Source organism: Enterobacter dykesii (assembly GCF_008364625.2).
GTDB lineage: Bacteria > Pseudomonadota > Gammaproteobacteria > Enterobacterales > Enterobacteriaceae > Enterobacter > Enterobacter dykesii.
Genome location: NZ_CP126604.1, coordinates 3449785 through 3464359, shown reverse-complemented (window position 1 = coordinate 3464359; position 14575 = coordinate 3449785). Strand labels below are relative to the sequence as shown.

Below are 14575 nucleotides of genomic sequence, written 5' to 3'. Positions count from 1 at the left end.
TTTCATACAGTATAAACTGGTTTTTTATACAGTAAAGTACTGGATGCAAAATCAGAACAATTTTTTTGACCAGCCAAGCTTCGAGCTTAATGTGTTGAAATAGCTGTAATCTTTCGGGTGAATCAGATTAAGGTGGTAATCACACCGACGAATAAGGACATCTTCACCTTCCTGGATCGGCAGCGCTATCTGGCTGTCGCAGCTGATCTCCAGGTCGTTACGGCGGTGAGAGAAGCGCAGGCGTATCGTGCTGTCGCCGTTGATGACCAGCGGGCGGGCGGAGAGCGTGTGCGGGAACATTGGCACCAGGGTAATGGCATCCAGCGAAGGCGTCAGTATCGGGCCGCCGGCAGAAAGCGAGTAGGCGGTTGAGCCGGTTGGGGTGGAGATAATCAGCCCGTCAGAACGCTGGGAGAAGGCAAAAATTTCGTCGATATAAACTTCGAACTCGATCATGTGCGCCACTTTTCCGGGATGAAGCACGACCTCGTTAATCGCGGTGCTGATGCGCTTCTGGCAGTCCTGCTGGCACACCTGCGCTTCCAGTAAAAAGCGTTTTTCGCTGATATAGTGGCCTTCCAGCACGTCAGCCAGCTGCTGCTGGGCATTGTCCGGGTCGAGATCGGTTAAAAAACCGAGATTGCCACGGTTAATGCCGATGACCTTGATGTCATAACGCGCCAGCGTGCGGGCCGCGCCGAGCATGTTGCCGTCGCCGCCCACCACCACGGCGAGATCGGCCTGTTGGCCAATTTCCGCCAGCGTGCCGGTTTTGACGCTTTTCAGCTGCAGCTCCTGCGCAATCTGCTGCTCGACCATCACTTCATAGCCTTTGCTACACAACCAGCGATACAACATTTCATGTGTCGTTAGTGCGGTAGGGTGACGCGGATGCCCGACGATCCCAATACACCTGAAATGATTATTCATTTTCTGGAGGTCCTTGTGCCTGATGAATGATGACAATCTGTCTTGTTCCCTTGAATCCCGGAAACTGATCCCCATAATAAGCGAAGTTAGCGAGATGAATGCAGAAAAACGCGGAGAAATTCATGAGTAGTAAAGAACAGAAAACGCCTGAGGGGCAAGCCCCTGAAGAAATTATCACGGAACAGCACGATGAAGTTGAGGCTGTAGAGCCAGACGCGTCTGCTGAGCAGGTGGACCCGCGCGATGAAAAAATTGCGAATCTGGAAGCCCAGCTGGTAGAAGCGCAGAATCGCGAACGCGATGGTGTTCTGCGCATCAAGGCGGAAATGGAAAACCTGCGTCGCCGTACCGAGCAGGACGTTGAGAAGGCGCATAAATTTGCGCTGGAGAAATTCGTCAACGAACTGCTGCCGGTAATCGATAGCCTCGACCGCGCGCTGGAAGTGGCTGACAAAGCGAATCCGGACAACGCGGCGATGATCGAAGGTATCGAACTGACGCTGAAGTCCATGCTCGACGTGGTGCGTAAGTTTGGCGTGGAAGTGATTGCCGATACCGACGTTCCGCTGGATCCAAACGTTCACCAGGCGATTGCAATGGTGGAGTCCGAAGAGGTGGAAGCCGGTAAGGTGCTGGGCGTGATGCAGAAAGGTTACACTCTGAACGGGCGTACCATTCGCGCGGCGATGGTGACCGTGGCGAAAGCGAAAGCGTAATTCGCTATCCGTAGTGCCGGGTGGCGGCGTTCGCCTCACCCGGCCTACAGCCTTACTCCGCGATGCTTTCGCGCAGGGGTTTAACGGGCAGGACTTTCACCTGCTTAATCATGTTGTCCTGCACGTCCAGGATATCAATATCGTACTGCTCAATGCGCACCCGCGTGCCCGCCGCCGGGATCTCTTCCAGCGCTTCCAGAATCATCCCGTTAATGGTCCGAGCCTCATCTTCCGGCAAATGCCAGTTAAAGGCTTTGTTGAGTTCACGAATGTTCGCGCTACCGTCAATCAGCACCGAGCCGTCGTTTTGCGGGGTGACCTCTTCCGCGAGGGAAGGCGACATTGACGTGGTAAAGTCTCCGACAATCTCTTCCAGAATATCTTCGACCGTCACCAGCCCCTGAATGTCGCCGTACTCATTCACCACCAGGCCGACCTTCTTCTTGTTTCGCTGGAATTTCACCAGCTGCGTGCTGAGCGGGGTTCCTTCCGGCACGTAGTAAATCTCGTCGGCGGCGCGCAGCATCACCTCTTTGGTGAACTCTTTTTTCTCGGTCATCAGACGGTAGGCTTCGCGCACGCGCAGCATGCTGATGGCGTCATCAAGCGAGTCGCGATAGAGCACAATGCGTCCGTGTGGGGAGTGCGTCAGCTGGCGGACGATGGCTTTCCAGTCGTCATTGATGTCGATACCGACGATTTCGTTACGCGGCACCATGATATCGTTCACGCTCACCTTTTCCAGATCCAGCACCGACAGGAGCATGTCCTGATTGCGTCGGGAGATCTGCGAGCGGGATTCATTCACGATGGTGCGCAGCTCCTCTTTGCTGAGCGCGCTGCTGATGGTGACATCGGCTTTGATTCCCACCATCCGCATCAGGACGCGCGTCACCATGTTCAGCAGCCAGACCAGGGGCATCATCAGGATCTGCAGCGGTGCCAGCAGGAAGCTGCTCGGGTAGGCGACTTTCTCAGGGTAAAGCGCGGCGATGGTTTTCGGCAGCACTTCGGCAAACACCAGCACCACGAACGTCAGCACGCCGGTAGCAATCGCCACCCCGGCGTTGCCGTACAGGCGCATCCCGACAATAGTGCCGAGGGCGGAGGCAAGAATGTTGACAAGGTTGTTGCCGATGAGCACCAGGCTTATCAGGCGATCCGGCTTGCGGAGCAGTTTTTCAACGCGACGGGCGGCACGGTTACCCTGTTTAGCACGATGACGTAACCGGTAGCGGTTTAAGGTCATCATGCCGGTTTCCGAGCCGGAGAAATAGGCGGAGATGACCACCATGACGATCAGGATAACGATCAGCGTGGTGGTAGAGATGTGTTCCAGGGGGAACTCCTTTTGTTACTTAGCCAGCAAATTGCTGTATGAAGCGGCTGCCAAAATAGGCAAGCGTGAGAATGCCCGCACCCGCGACGTTGAACCAGACCACGCGACGACCGCGCCAGCCTTCATGATAATGGCCCCATAACAGGACAATATAGACAAACCACGCGATGATGGAGAGCACCGCTTTATCGATATTCTCCACGCTGAACAGGTTCTTCATGTAAAACAGGCCCGTGCAGAGCGTCAGCGTCAGCAGCACCACGCCCACCTGGGTGATGTGGAACATCTTACGCTCAATGACCATCAGCGGCGGCATTTCATGGTTAAACGCCAGCTTTTTGTTTTTCAGCTGGTAGTCAATCCAGGCGAGCTGCATGGCGTAAAGCGCGGCGATGATCAGCGTCGCGTAGGCAAAGAGCGACAGGCCGATATGCACCAGCATCCCCGGCGTCGCCTCCAGATGCGTAATGAATTCATTAGGCATAAAGGTGGCGAGGGCCAGATTGATCAGCGCGAAGGTATAGACAATCGGCAGCAGCAGCCAGCCGCGATTTTTAGACGCGACGATGGTCATTACCGTACAGATCATCAGGCTGACCAGCGAGCCGACGTTGAGGACGCTCAGGTTTTGCACGCTGCCGTCGCCGGGAATGATGCGTGATTCCAGCGCAAACGCGTGGCTAATCAGTGCGATTACCGCGGAAAGAATAGCCATGCGCCGCCAGCCGCTGTTTTTTTGCAGCAGGCCGGGAACGATCAGCGCGAGGCTGACAGAGTAGGCAACAAGGGCGATCAGTGCGAAAACAGGCATATAGGCATCGACAGTTGTCTTAATAAGAAAGAGAAGCAGTATAACGTTACGTGACGCCTGCTCCAACCGTTGCATAACAACAAAGGCGCCTTCATGTTATACTCCGGCAAAATTCTGTGTATGTGTCGCCCATGGCGGCCCAACGTTTCTACTCAGGCGAGAGACAATGTTTGATAATTTAACCGATCGTTTGTCGCGCACGCTGCGCAACATCAGCGGCCGCGGACGCCTTACTGAAGAGAACATCAAGGAAACGCTGCGCGAAGTGCGCATGGCACTGCTGGAAGCAGACGTCGCGTTGCCGGTTGTTCGTGATTTTATCAACCGCGTAAAAGAGAAAGCGGTTGGTCATGAAGTTAACAAGAGCCTGACTCCGGGTCAGGAGTTCGTCAAAATCGTTCGTAATGAACTGGTTTCGGCGATGGGCGAAGAGAACCAGGTGCTTAACCTGGCGGCTCAGCCGCCGGCCGTGGTGCTGATGGCGGGCCTGCAGGGTGCGGGTAAAACGACCAGCGTCGGTAAGCTGGGTAAATTCCTGCGTGAAAAGCACAAGAAAAAAGTGCTGGTGGTCTCTGCGGACGTCTATCGCCCGGCGGCGATCAAACAGCTGGAAACTCTGGCCGAGCAGGTCGGGGTAGATTTCTTCCCGTCCGACGTGGCGCAGAAGCCTGTCGACATCGTTAACGCGGCGCTGAAAGAAGCGAAGCTGAAATTCTACGACGTGCTGCTGGTGGATACCGCCGGTCGTCTGCACGTTGACGAAGCGATGATGGACGAGATCAAGCAGGTGCATGCCTCTATCAACCCGGTAGAGACCCTGTTCGTTGTCGATGCCATGACCGGTCAGGATGCGGCGAATACCGCAAAAGCGTTTAACGAAGCGCTGCCGTTAACCGGCGTGGTGCTGACCAAAGTGGACGGTGACGCCCGCGGCGGTGCGGCGCTCTCCATTCGTCACATCACCGGTAAGCCGATTAAGTTCCTCGGGGTGGGCGAGAAAACTGAAGCGCTCGAGCCGTTCCACCCGGATCGTATTGCCTCCCGTATCCTCGGCATGGGCGACGTGCTGTCGCTGATCGAAGATATCGAGAGCAAGGTTGACCGCGCGCAGGCCGAGAAGCTGGCCAGCAAGCTGAAAAAAGGTGACGGTTTCGATCTCACCGATTTCCTTGAGCAGCTGCGCCAGATGAAAAACATGGGCGGCATGGCCAGCCTGATGGGCAAACTGCCTGGCATGGGCCAGATCCCTGACAACGTAAAAGCGCAGATGGATGACAAGGTGCTGGTGCGTATGGAGGCGATCATCAACTCGATGACCCTTAAAGAGCGCGCTAACCCGGACATCATCAAAGGTTCCCGTAAACGCCGCATCGCGGCCGGTTGCGGCATGCAGGTGCAGGACGTTAACCGCCTTCTGAAACAGTTCGACGACATGCAGCGCATGATGAAGAAAATGAAGAAAGGCGGCATGGCGAAGATGATGCGCGGCATGAAAGGCATGATGCCACCCGGTTTTCCAGGGCGTTAATCGCTTTTGAGATTGCTTTTTGCCCGAAAATGAGTAAAATTTTCGGGCTTTTAATATGACACCCGGGCTCCGTTCCTCGATGGGGCCCGGTTGTTTTATTCACACAAGAGGATGTTATGGTAACTATTCGTTTAGCTCGTCACGGCGCTAAAAAGCGTCCGTTCTACCAGGTTGTTGTGACTGACAGCCGTAATGCACGCAACGGTCGCTTCATCGAGCGCGTTGGTTTCTTCAACCCACTGGCCGCTGGCGCAGAAGAAGAAACTCGTCTGGATCTGGATCGTATCGCTCACTGGGTTGGCCAGGGCGCTACTGTTTCCGATCGCGTTGCTACGCTGATCAAAGCAGCAAACAAAGCAGCTTAATCTGTCACGGTGGTCATGATGAGCAATAAAGCACCTGTTGAACCGATCGTATTGGGAAAAATGGGTTCTTGCTACGGTATCCGTGGTTGGCTCAGAGTGTTTTCCTCCACTGAAGACGCTGATAGCATTTTTGATTACCAGCCCTGGTTTATCCAGAAAGGCGGTAAGTGGGAAGAGGTCGAGCTGGAAAGCTGGCGTCACCACAATCAGGACATCATCATCAAGCTGAAAGGCGTTGACGATCGTGATGCCGCGAATGCGCTGACTAATTGTGAAATTGTCGTGGATTCGTCGCAGTTGCCACAGCTGGAAGAGGGCGACTATTACTGGAAAGACCTTATGGGTTGCCAGGTAGTGACCACTGAAGGCTACAGCCTGGGGAAAGTCATCGATATGATGGAAACCGGGTCAAATGACGTTCTCGTCATTAAGGCAAACCTGAAAGATGCATTTGGCATCAAGGAGCGGTTGGTTCCGTTCCTCGATGGACAGGTTATCAAGAAAGTCGATCTCACTACTCAAACCATTGAAGTAGATTGGGATCCTGGTTTTTAAATTCTCCGGATAAACGGTAAAAGACGGCGCTATGTGGATTGGCATAATTAGCCTGTTTCCTGAAATGTTCCGCGCGATTACCGATTACGGGGTAACTGGCCGGGCAGTAAAGAATGGCCTGCTGAGCATCCAGAGCTGGAGTCCTCGTGACTTTACTCATGACCGGCACCGTACCGTGGACGATCGTCCTTACGGCGGCGGACCGGGGATGCTAATGATGGTGCAACCCTTACGGGACGCCATTCACACAGCAAAAGCCGCGGCAGGTGAAGGCGCAAAGGTGATTTATCTGTCACCTCAGGGACGCAAGCTTGATCAAGCGGGCGTGAGCGAACTGGCGACGAATCAAAAGCTGATTCTGGTCTGTGGTCGCTACGAAGGGATAGATGAGCGCGTAATTCAAACCGAGATTGACGAAGAATGGTCTATCGGCGATTACGTTCTCAGCGGTGGTGAGTTACCGGCAATGACGCTGATTGACTCCGTCGCCCGGTTCATTCCGGGGGTTCTGGGCCATGAAGCTTCGGCAACGGAAGATTCCTTTGCCGATGGGTTGCTGGACTGTCCACACTATACTCGTCCTGAAGTGTTAGAAGGGATGGAAGTACCGGCGGTGTTACTGTCTGGAAACCATGCCGAGATACGTCGCTGGCGTTTGAAGCAGTCGCTGGGCCGAACCTGGCTTAGAAGACCTGAACTTCTGGAAAACCTGGCTCTGACTGAAGAGCAAGCAAAGTTGCTGGCCGAGTTCAAAACAGAACACGCGCACCAGCAGCATGAACATGATGGGAATGCGTAATACGCTCCCGAATATCAGTTTACCCAGGATAAGAGATTAAATTATGAGCAACATTATTAAGCAACTTGAACAAGAGCAGATGAAGCAGGACGTACCTTCCTTCCGTCCAGGTGACACCGTGGAAGTGAAAGTATGGGTTGTTGAAGGTTCCAAAAAACGTCTGCAGGCATTCGAGGGCGTGGTTATCGCTATTCGTAACCGCGGTCTGCACTCTGCATTCACTGTTCGTAAAATTTCCAACGGCGAAGGCGTTGAGCGTGTCTTCCAGACTCACTCTCCGGTAGTTGACAGCATTGCTGTTAAACGTCGTGGTGCTGTACGTAAAGCTAAACTGTACTACCTGCGTGAGCGTACTGGTAAGTCTGCTCGTATTAAAGAGCGTCTGAACTAAGATTCGCTTAAGCGACATCCTGTTAGAAAGGGCTGGCCGAAAGGCTGGCCCTTTTTTTATCCCTGCGCACCTCTCGCGTTAACCCTTTTGTCATAAATCATTTACAATGCTTGCCTCTTGAATGGAGGTGAAGTGGATAACGTACTGCATCAGCCTGACCGGAAACGCGCAGCGGCCTTGACCGCGCTGTTTGCGATCCTGCTGATCGTGGTGGCGCCGCTGATCTCCGTCTCATTGCAGAAAGATCCCATGAGCGCGATGCCGGGTATGCATCATGATATGAGCATGATGTCGATGGACGAGCATCAGGGCGATATGCCGCATACGATGCCTGTCGACCATGCGGAAGCGTGCGGCTACTGCGTGCTGTTAGCGCATGTCCCTGGCGTGATGCTGGCGCTGATCGTCCTGCTCTGCGTGATGCTTCAGAGGCTTCGCGTTAAGCCGCCGCGCCGGGCGGTCAACCACTGGCACTTTTTCCCCTGGCTTTATCCTGATACCCGCGCGCCGCCGCGGCAGTCTGCTTTTTCCCTTTAAAAATTAATCGATAACTTTTTGCCTTAAAAAGGAAAAGTATGACTACCTGCACTCCGCGCGCGGCATGGGGAAACCTGCTGCGTCGCCTCCATTTCTACGTCGGGCTTTTTGTCGGCCCGTTTATCTTCTTTGCCGCGCTGACCGGTACGCTGTATGTGGCGACTCCGCAGCTGGAAAACGCACTCTACCGGCACGCGCTCCACACGGATTCCGTGGGCGAGCCGCAGCTTCTGGCGGAACAAATCGCCGTGGCGGAAAAAACCGTTGGATCAGATTTACGTTTGCACGCCGTGCGTCCGGGGCTGGTTGAGGGTGAAACCACCCGCGTGATGTTTGCTGACCCGAAACTTGGGCCATCGGAGAACCGGGCTATCTTTATCGATCCGGTGAGCCTGGCGGTGCTGGGAGATCTGACGGTATACGGCACCAGCGGGATTTTACCCCTGCGTCAGACCATTGATTACCTGCATACGTCCCTGATGCTGGGCAACATTGGGCGCCTTTACAGCGAGCTTGCGGCCTCGTGGATGTGGGTCGCCGCGCTGGGCGGTATTGCCCTGTGGTTTTATACCCGGCCCAAACGGCGGATCAATAATCGCTTCCAGAATCGTCGTCGCATGCACGTGACGCTGGGCTGGAGTCTGCTGGGCGGAATGCTGTTGTTCTCAGCAACCGGCCTGACCTGGTCTCAATGGGCAGGCGGGAACGTTGATAAGCTGCGGGCAGAGATGAACTGGCTTACCCCGCAGGTGAACACGACGCTTTCCGGCCAACAGGAGATCGTGGATGAGTACGCCGAACACCGTGGCCATCACGGCGGCATGATGATGCCGGAAATGGCGATGGATCTGACGCAGTTTGACGGAGTATTAAGCGCGGCCCGTAACGCAGGAATTGATGCCAACAGGCTGGAGATCCGCCCGGCAAAAACGGCGGATAGCGCCTGGACCGTGACGGAAATCGATCGCAGCTGGCCGACTCAGGTGGACGCCGTTGCGGTTGATCCTTCGACGATGCAGGTCCTGGACAGAACCCGTTTCGAGGATTTCCCGTTAATGGCAAAACTGACCCGCTGGGGCGTGGATTTCCATATGGGGATCTTATTCGGGCTGGTGAATCAGCTGCTGCTGGTGGCGTTCGGCCTCGCCCTGTGCGTGCTCATCATTTGGGGTTACCGGATGTGGTGGATGCGTCGTCCGGCACGGTCGGCAGTGAGTCCGGTACAGACGCTTTGTCAGAGCTGGCTGGCGCTGTCAGGATGGGGAAGAGGGGTTACGGTGGTAATCAGCATACTGCTGGGGCTGGCCTTGCCGGTCATGGGCATGAGTCTGGCGCTGTTTGTTCTGGTGGACTGGCTGCGCTGGCGAGCGGCAACCAGGGTGACGCTCGCCGAATCATCCGCTAAATAACCCTATGGCGTGCTGATCACCACTGCAACGCGGCGGTTTTCAGCGCGCCCTTGCGGAGTGCTGTTGCTCGCAACCGGGTATTTTTGACCTAACCCCCGCGTGGTGAGATTGCTGCGCGGGATATTGGCTCCCTTCGCCCAGGCATCGGCTACGGCGTTGGCGCGTTTTAACGACAGCGCTTCGTTGTAGCGTTCTTCACCGTAATTATCCGTGTGACCGTCCATCCGCGCGTGGTTCAGGCCGGTTTCCGCCAGACGAGAGGCCATGGACTGGATTTGCTTTTCACTTTCCGGGCGCAGCCTGGCGTCATTTTTATCAAACAGGATGGTGTCCGACATGCCAAGTGACCAGTCACCGTTCAGTTCGTTAAAACCGTAAGACTTCATCGCCGTAATTTGCTCAGGAGTGAATTTGCCTTCCGGCGGCGACTGGCAGCCTGCCAGAACCAGTGAGGCCAGTACTATCGGCGCGAAGTAACGTTTTAACATAGTGTATCCTTTCTAACTTATTGTTTTCGTACGCTGGTTTTTCACCTGGTACATGTTGCGGTCAGCCCTCTCCAGTAATGCTTCCACAGAAGCATTTTCCCACGCCAGAGCAAAGCCAATGCTGAGTGACATCGATGCTTTTTGTCCGTTATGAAGATCAAACGGACGGATAAACTGCTGCGAAAGCGCAGCACAAATGTGTTGAACCTCAAGCTCAGAGTGAACGCCGTAGAGCACCATGGCAAATTCATCACCGCCAAGGCGGTATGCCTGATGACGTTTATCGCCAAACTCCATCATTCTGCTGGCGACTTCTATCAGCACGCAGTCTCCTGCCGCGTGTCCCCAGGTGTCGTTAATAAACTTAAAATTATCACCGTCGAGGAAGAGCAGGGCCGAGTTTGTTTTGGCAGAATGGTCATTCATTAAGGCCGAAATGCTGTTACGAAACGCCGCGCGGTTGGCAAGACCGGTAAGCGGGTCGTGCATGGCGGTACGCAACAGCTGGGCATTTTTGGCCTGAAGTTTCAGTTGCCACTCTTCCATTTCATCCAGAAGGCTGTTGAAGTCCTCGCCAAACTGGTGAAACTCTTCGATACGGCCGTCTTTCACCCGCCGGGAGAAGTTGCGGTTCGTGCGTACGTCATGCACGACGTCGGTAATGTTCTGCAGGGCCGTGACCATCCCGTGATGCAAAGACTGGGTAATGATGAGCACGACCACGGCGGCAAAGAGAATGCAGCCGGTCAGTACGGCAAACGACATCCAGATGAAATGGCCGATCAGGCTGTCACGCGCGGTAAGGCGAATTTCGCCGATCGTTGCGCCGTTATGCATGATGGGCTGCGCAACCGGTACGGGGAAAAGCCAGCGGCTGACCAGTGCACCCAGCGTGTCGTTGTTGTCCTCCGGGTTCCAGGACCAGTAGGCAAACCGCTTTTTATGCGCGTTAATGACCTCGGCCACGGCAAACTGCCCCTGTTTGCCCAGCGCAGCCAGCGTTTCGTTGGCCGCCAGCGAGTCGTTGAACACCAGCGAGGCTTCCAGGCTGTGGCTCATTGTTGCGCCGGTTAATTCGAGATTCTTTTGCGCGTATTGTTTTAACGTCACGACGGAAGCAAAACAGAGCAGCAGCCATATTAACGTCATCGTGATGATGACGCTTATCATGCTGTTTCGCCTCAACGTTCTTTTAAACGTCGGACGTGGCGTTGAAGTGAAATCTTTATCCATGCTGCTTATTCCGTGCCAGCATTAATACATCCGGATTGACTCTTACGCCACTGCGAGTTAATGCATCCAGGTTGACAGCAAACCGTACCTGGCCGCGATCGATTATCAGGCAAAAGGCACTGCCAATTACACATTCCGGATTTTGCTCTGAGATTAATAGCAACGCTCTGCCCTGATATTGGCTTATTAATTCAAGTTGTTTTGCCGGTGATTCAGACCCGAAATAGATCGCATCGCACGTCGCGGCCAGGGCTTCCCGATCGTTACGTACAATAACTGGCGTATAAGGTAACTCGTTATGCCCCTCATCGCCGCTGAGGGCGTGCGTATAGTGAGAAGTGGCGTAGATGCAGAGTTTAGGCTGCCCGGAAAGTGACGGCCATCGCGTATAGCTCACAATACCTGAGACAATCGAGCGCACCGATTTATCCGTCTCCGAAAGCGTGCCTGCCGCAGCAGGGCCCACCATAAGGAACAGCATTAACACCAGAGAGAGTCGGAAAAAAGAGATCAAGAATAAATTTCTCACCAGAATCCGCCACATCGCTCCGGAAATAGATGTCTTTAAGAGTTGCGGGCAGAATACCATTGTTTATCAGGGCCGTCATTATGTCAGAAATAGCATGAGGCCGACCTAAGCTAAATCCTACTGTTGTTTATTTTCCGGTGGATGAAAATAGATTAATTCAGTCTGCTGGAGCGCATACTTTCATCCATCCCTTGCTGCCATGACGCACGCAGTTTTGCCGCGTTTTCGGCTGTATCGCAACTGGCAGGGAAAGATTTGCCGGCTAATCCCCAGGCGTGAATAAACCCTTCTTCGCAGACTTTCTTCTGACCGTCAGCATAGCCGCGAAGATATTCGCTACGATCAACCTGTGTGTCGTTAAAACTATCGGCCAGGGCCTGGTTATCTTTAACCGGCAGGCCATTCATGGCGTCTTCTTTACCTGCATCAAACCAGGATGGGCTGGTCCAGTCGGGCTGGAAGGTGTAAGGATTGATCTGACAGCCCGTTAAAAACAGCGACAACAGCGCGAGAGCAATTGAACGCATAGCCATTCTCCTTTTTTCTTCAGCATAGCCTGGCTAAAGAAAATCTGTGTGTAATTTAAAGTTTACGTTTTTATCGGCTGATTTTTGCATTAAATTGGCGCTTGTAAAGTAATGTGTACGTATTTTGGATTGAAATGTTTACTTTTTATGGTATCGTGGTTTCACCTCATTGAGGAATACAACTATCGCAAACGAGCTTTACAGGATCGCCATCATGCAAAAAGACGCGCTGAACAACGTACATATCACTGACGAACAGGTGTTAATCACTCCGGATCAACTGAAAGCGGAATTTCCGCTGAGCGTCGCGCAGGAGGCTCAGATCGAGCACTCTCGCCAGACCATTTCTGACATTATCGCCGGCCGCGATCCGCGCCTGCTGGTGGTATGCGGTCCTTGCTCCATTCACGATCCTGAAACCGCCATTGAATATGCTCGTCGATTTAAAGCGTTAGCGGAGGAGGTCAGCGATAGCCTCTATCTGGTGATGCGCGTCTATTTTGAGAAGCCACGTACGACCGTCGGCTGGAAAGGGTTGATTAACGATCCGCACATGGATGGCTCGTTTGACGTGGAAGCAGGCCTGAAGATTGCGCGTCGCCTGCTGGTGGAGCTGGTCAGCATGGGGCTGCCGCTGGCAACCGAAGCGCTGGACCCTAACAGCCCGCAGTACCTGGGCGATCTGTTCAGCTGGTCGGCGATTGGCGCGCGAACCACGGAATCGCAAACCCACCGCGAGATGGCGTCTGGCCTGTCAATGCCGGTTGGCTTTAAAAACGGTACCGATGGCAGCCTGGCGACGGCGATCAACGCCATGCGCGCTGCTGCGATGCCGCACCGTTTCGTCGGTATCAACCAGGCGGGCCAGGTCTGCCTCCTGCAAACGCAGGGTAACCCGGACGGCCATGTTATCCTGCGCGGCGGGAAAGCACCGAACTACAGCCCGGCGGACGTGGCGCAGTGTGAAAAAGAGATGGAGCAGGCGGGACTGCGCCCGGCACTGATGGTAGATTGCAGTCATGGTAATTCGAATAAAGATTACCGTCGCCAGCCTGCGGTTGCGGAATCCGTGGTCGCACAGATCAAAGATGGCAACCGTTCGATTATTGGTCTGATGATTGAGAGCAATATTCATGAAGGCAATCAGTCATCTGAACAACCGCGTAGCGCAATGAAGCACGGCGTCTCCGTGACGGATGCTTGCATCAACTGGGAAACCACCGATGCGCTGCTGCGTGAGATCCACAAAGATTTGAACGGCCAGCTGGCGACGCGTCTGGCTTAAGAGGTTAGTTATGGTTGCTGAATTGACCGCACTGCGCGATCAAATTGATGAAGTGGATAAGGCGCTGCTGGAACTGCTGGCGCGCCGCATGGCGCTGGTAGCCGAAGTCGGTGAGGTGAAAAGCAAATACGGCCTGCCGATTTACGTCCCGGAGCGCGAAGCCTCAATGCTGGCCTCTCGTCGCAAAGAGGCCCAGACGCTGGGCGTTTCGCCTGATTTAATTGAAGATGTTCTGCGTCGCGTGATGCGGGAATCCTATTCCAGCGAAAACGACAAGGGCTTTAAAACCCTCTGCCCGTCCCTGCGGCCGGTGGTGATTGTCGGCGGGGCTGGTCAAATGGGGCGTCTGTTTGAAAAAATGCTGACGCTTTCTGGATATCAGGTGCGCATTCTGGAAAAAGAGGACTGGGCGCATGCTCCGGAACTCATGAAAGATGCCGGGATGGTTATCGTCAGCGTACCGATCCACGTGACGGAGCAGAGCATCGGGAAGCTTCCTCCTTTACCGAAAGATTGCATTCTGGTGGATCTGGCCTCCGTCAAAAATGGTCCGCTGCAGGCGATGCTGGCTGCGCATACGGGCCCGGTGCTGGGTCTGCACCCGATGTTTGGCCCGGACAGCGGCAGCCTGGCTAAGCAGGTGGTGGTTTACTGCGACGGTCGTCAGCCGGAAGCCTATCAGTGGTTCCTGGAACAGATTCAGGTATGGGGCGCGCGACTGCACCGCATTAGCGCGGTTGAGCACGATCAGAACATGGCGTTTATTCAGGCGTTGCGCCACTTTGCGACGTTTGCCTACGGTCTGCATCTGGCAGAAGAGAATGTGCAGCTTGAACAGCTTCTGGCGCTCTCTTCACCTATCTATCGTCTGGAGCTGGCGATGGTCGGGCGCCTGTTTGCTCAGGATCCGCAGCTTTATGCGGACATTATTATGTCCTCCGAGAACAACCTGGCGCTCATCAAGCGCTACTATCAGCGTTTTGGCGAAGCCATTACGCTGCTGGAGCACGGAGACAAGCAGGCGTTTATCGACAGCTTCCGCAAGGTCGAGCACTGGTTTGGCGATTACGCGCAGCGTTTCCAGAGTGAGAGCCGGACGCTGTTGCGCCAGGCAAATGACAGTCGCCAGTAAT

The 14575-nt window shown here is 54.4% G+C and carries 17 protein-coding genes; 10 read left to right on the top strand and 7 right to left on the bottom strand.

Features of this window, described 5'->3' with window-relative positions:
• Positions 1-51: 51 nt before the first annotated feature.
• On the bottom strand, positions 52-930 hold the full coding sequence (gene nadK, locus F0320_RS16440) for an NAD(+) kinase (protein ID WP_008502500.1): 879 nt from the start codon (positions 928-930) through the stop codon (positions 52-54).
• Positions 931-1052: 122 nt separating this feature from the next.
• On the opposite strand from nadK, the gene grpE reads away from it, so the two are divergent.
• Positions 1053-1646, top strand: coding sequence for a nucleotide exchange factor GrpE (gene grpE / locus F0320_RS16435; RefSeq protein WP_023308880.1), 594 nt, complete (start codon positions 1053-1055; stop codon positions 1644-1646).
• Positions 1647-1698: 52 nt separating this feature from the next.
• On the opposite strand, the gene F0320_RS16430 is transcribed toward grpE, so the two are convergent.
• Positions 1699-2985, bottom strand: a complete 1287-nt coding sequence (locus tag F0320_RS16430) for an HlyC/CorC family transporter (protein WP_025759264.1) — start codon at positions 2983-2985, stop codon at positions 1699-1701.
• A gap of 19 nt (positions 2986-3004) precedes the next feature.
• Positions 3005-3796: a cytochrome C assembly family protein gene (locus tag F0320_RS16425; protein ID WP_014884879.1), complete on the bottom strand. Its 792-nt coding sequence runs from the start codon at positions 3794-3796 to the stop codon at positions 3005-3007.
• 166 nt (positions 3797-3962) lie between these two features.
• Here F0320_RS16425 and ffh point away from each other — a divergent pair, with 166 nt between their 5' ends.
• From ffh to F0320_RS16390, 7 genes are all read left to right on the top strand, one after another.
• Positions 3963-5324, top strand: coding sequence for a signal recognition particle protein (gene ffh, locus F0320_RS16420; protein WP_014884878.1), 1362 nt, complete (start codon positions 3963-3965; stop codon positions 5322-5324).
• Positions 5325-5440: 116 nt separating this feature from the next.
• On the top strand, positions 5441-5689 hold the full coding sequence (rpsP, locus tag F0320_RS16415; RefSeq protein WP_003863133.1) for a 30S ribosomal protein S16: 249 nt from the start codon (positions 5441-5443) through the stop codon (positions 5687-5689).
• Positions 5690-5704: 15 nt separating this feature from the next.
• Entirely contained in the window at positions 5705-6244 is a 540-nt protein-coding gene (gene rimM / locus F0320_RS16410; RefSeq protein WP_029741020.1) for a ribosome maturation factor RimM, read from the top strand.
• A 31-nt stretch (positions 6245-6275) separates the two neighbouring features.
• On the top strand, positions 6276-7043 hold the full coding sequence (trmD, locus tag F0320_RS16405) for a tRNA (guanosine(37)-N1)-methyltransferase TrmD (RefSeq protein WP_014832949.1): 768 nt from the start codon (positions 6276-6278) through the stop codon (positions 7041-7043).
• Between the two features lie 43 nt (positions 7044-7086).
• On the top strand, positions 7087-7434 hold the full coding sequence (rplS, locus tag F0320_RS16400; protein ID WP_002914145.1) for a 50S ribosomal protein L19: 348 nt from the start codon (positions 7087-7089) through the stop codon (positions 7432-7434).
• 132 nt (positions 7435-7566) lie between these two features.
• On the top strand, positions 7567-7971 hold the full coding sequence (locus tag F0320_RS16395) for a DUF2946 domain-containing protein (protein WP_149323915.1): 405 nt from the start codon (positions 7567-7569) through the stop codon (positions 7969-7971).
• 38 nt (positions 7972-8009) lie between these two features.
• Positions 8010-9380: a PepSY-associated TM helix domain-containing protein gene (locus F0320_RS16390; protein ID WP_126329457.1), complete on the top strand. Its 1371-nt coding sequence runs from the start codon at positions 8010-8012 to the stop codon at positions 9378-9380.
• A gap of 2 nt (positions 9381-9382) precedes the next feature.
• Here F0320_RS16390 and F0320_RS16385 read toward each other — a convergent pair whose 3' ends face one another.
• From F0320_RS16385 to F0320_RS16370, 4 genes are all read right to left on the bottom strand, one after another.
• Positions 9383-9868, bottom strand: a complete 486-nt coding sequence (locus tag F0320_RS16385; RefSeq protein ID WP_126329455.1) for an OmpA family protein — start codon at positions 9866-9868, stop codon at positions 9383-9385.
• A 12-nt stretch (positions 9869-9880) separates the two neighbouring features.
• Positions 9881-11101 carry a diguanylate cyclase DgcN gene (gene dgcN, locus F0320_RS16380; RefSeq protein ID WP_149323916.1) on the bottom strand — a complete coding sequence of 407 codons (1221 nt, stop codon included), beginning with the start codon at positions 11099-11101 and terminating at the stop codon, positions 9881-9883.
• The gene (locus F0320_RS16375) at positions 11094-11645 is read right to left on the bottom strand and encodes a YfiR family protein (protein WP_185807255.1); all 552 of its coding nucleotides are present in this window, start codon (positions 11643-11645) and stop codon (positions 11094-11096) included. Before F0320_RS16375 ends, dgcN begins: the two co-directional genes overlap by 8 nt.
• Positions 11646-11782: 137 nt before the next feature.
• Positions 11783-12157: a DUF2799 domain-containing protein gene (locus F0320_RS16370; RefSeq protein WP_047174748.1), complete on the bottom strand. Its 375-nt coding sequence runs from the start codon at positions 12155-12157 to the stop codon at positions 11783-11785.
• Between the two features lie 214 nt (positions 12158-12371).
• On the opposite strand from F0320_RS16370, the gene aroF reads away from it, so the two are divergent.
• Together aroF and tyrA are read left to right on the top strand one after the other, a co-directional pair.
• Entirely contained in the window at positions 12372-13442 is a 1071-nt protein-coding gene (aroF, locus tag F0320_RS16365; protein WP_126329449.1) for a 3-deoxy-7-phosphoheptulonate synthase AroF, read from the top strand.
• A gap of 10 nt (positions 13443-13452) precedes the next feature.
• The gene (gene tyrA, locus F0320_RS16360; RefSeq protein WP_126329447.1) at positions 13453-14574 is read left to right on the top strand and encodes a bifunctional chorismate mutase/prephenate dehydrogenase; all 1122 of its coding nucleotides are present in this window, start codon (positions 13453-13455) and stop codon (positions 14572-14574) included.
• The last annotated feature ends 1 nt before the right edge of the window (position 14575 follow it).

What these genes read in the sequence shown, in the direction of transcription:
- grpE (WP_023308880.1), top strand. Translation starts at nt 1,053, where the DNA reads ATGAGTAGTAAAGAACAGAAAACGCCTGAGGGGCAAGCCCCTGAAGAA.
- F0320_RS16385 (WP_126329455.1), bottom strand. Translation starts at nt 9,868, where the DNA reads ATGTTAAAACGTTACTTCGCGCCGATAGTACTGGCCTCACTGGTTCTG.
- F0320_RS16390 (WP_126329457.1), top strand. Translation starts at nt 8,010, where the DNA reads ATGACTACCTGCACTCCGCGCGCGGCATGGGGAAACCTGCTGCGTCGC.
- dgcN (WP_149323916.1), bottom strand. Translation starts at nt 11,101, where the DNA reads ATGGATAAAGATTTCACTTCAACGCCACGTCCGACGTTTAAAAGAACG.
- tyrA (WP_126329447.1), top strand. Translation starts at nt 13,453, where the DNA reads ATGGTTGCTGAATTGACCGCACTGCGCGATCAAATTGATGAAGTGGAT.
- rpsP (WP_003863133.1), top strand. Translation starts at nt 5,441, where the DNA reads ATGGTAACTATTCGTTTAGCTCGTCACGGCGCTAAAAAGCGTCCGTTC.
- trmD (WP_014832949.1), top strand. Translation starts at nt 6,276, where the DNA reads ATGTGGATTGGCATAATTAGCCTGTTTCCTGAAATGTTCCGCGCGATT.
- rimM (WP_029741020.1), top strand. Translation starts at nt 5,705, where the DNA reads ATGATGAGCAATAAAGCACCTGTTGAACCGATCGTATTGGGAAAAATG.
- nadK (WP_008502500.1), bottom strand. Translation starts at nt 930, where the DNA reads ATGAATAATCATTTCAGGTGTATTGGGATCGTCGGGCATCCGCGTCAC.
- F0320_RS16375 (WP_185807255.1), bottom strand. Translation starts at nt 11,645, where the DNA reads ATGTGGCGGATTCTGGTGAGAAATTTATTCTTGATCTCTTTTTTCCGA.
- rplS (WP_002914145.1), top strand. Translation starts at nt 7,087, where the DNA reads ATGAGCAACATTATTAAGCAACTTGAACAAGAGCAGATGAAGCAGGAC.
- aroF (WP_126329449.1), top strand. Translation starts at nt 12,372, where the DNA reads ATGCAAAAAGACGCGCTGAACAACGTACATATCACTGACGAACAGGTG.
- ffh (WP_014884878.1), top strand. Translation starts at nt 3,963, where the DNA reads ATGTTTGATAATTTAACCGATCGTTTGTCGCGCACGCTGCGCAACATC.
- F0320_RS16425 (WP_014884879.1), bottom strand. Translation starts at nt 3,796, where the DNA reads ATGCCTGTTTTCGCACTGATCGCCCTTGTTGCCTACTCTGTCAGCCTC.
- F0320_RS16370 (WP_047174748.1), bottom strand. Translation starts at nt 12,157, where the DNA reads ATGCGTTCAATTGCTCTCGCGCTGTTGTCGCTGTTTTTAACGGGCTGT.